The organism is Cereibacter changlensis JA139 (assembly GCF_003034985.1).
GTDB lineage: Bacteria > Pseudomonadota > Alphaproteobacteria > Rhodobacterales > Rhodobacteraceae > Cereibacter > Cereibacter changlensis.
The window spans coordinates 1-347 of record NZ_PZKG01000454.1 but is presented as its reverse complement, the minus strand read 5'-3'; the positions used below and the strand labels follow the sequence as shown (position 1 = coordinate 347).

General features: G+C 59.4%; 1 protein-coding gene. It reads right to left on the bottom strand.

Going from position 1 to position 347, the window contains the following annotated elements:
- Nucleotides 1–119: 119 nt before the first annotated feature.
- Nucleotides 120–347: hypothetical protein (locus C5F48_RS25615; protein ID WP_219907858.1), on the bottom strand; the 228-nt coding region annotated here is incomplete at its 5' end.

The window sequence follows — 347 nt, the reverse complement described above, 5'->3', positions numbered from 1 at the left end:
AAAAAAGAAGGACACAAACCATGCCTTGACCCCGACTTGACCCGAAATCCATAGTCAGAGGTGGCTCACTTCTCGATGGAAAACCCGGCTCAGTTCTGGGTGGAAATCAATACGAAGGCTCAGAAAGCGACCTGCAGCGCCGCCTTCAGGCCATGATCGCGGTGATCCTCCGAGAACTGGCCGGAATAACCTACGCTGAAGGTCGAGTTGCCGAACAGCGGCATCTCGAGGCCGGCCTCCAGCAGCAGCTCGTTCTTGGCGATCGGCATCCCGTAGGCGACGAAGTCGCTGCCGAGCAGCTCCGCCGACATGCCCTCGTCGAGATTGCCGAAGGCGTGACGCCACCC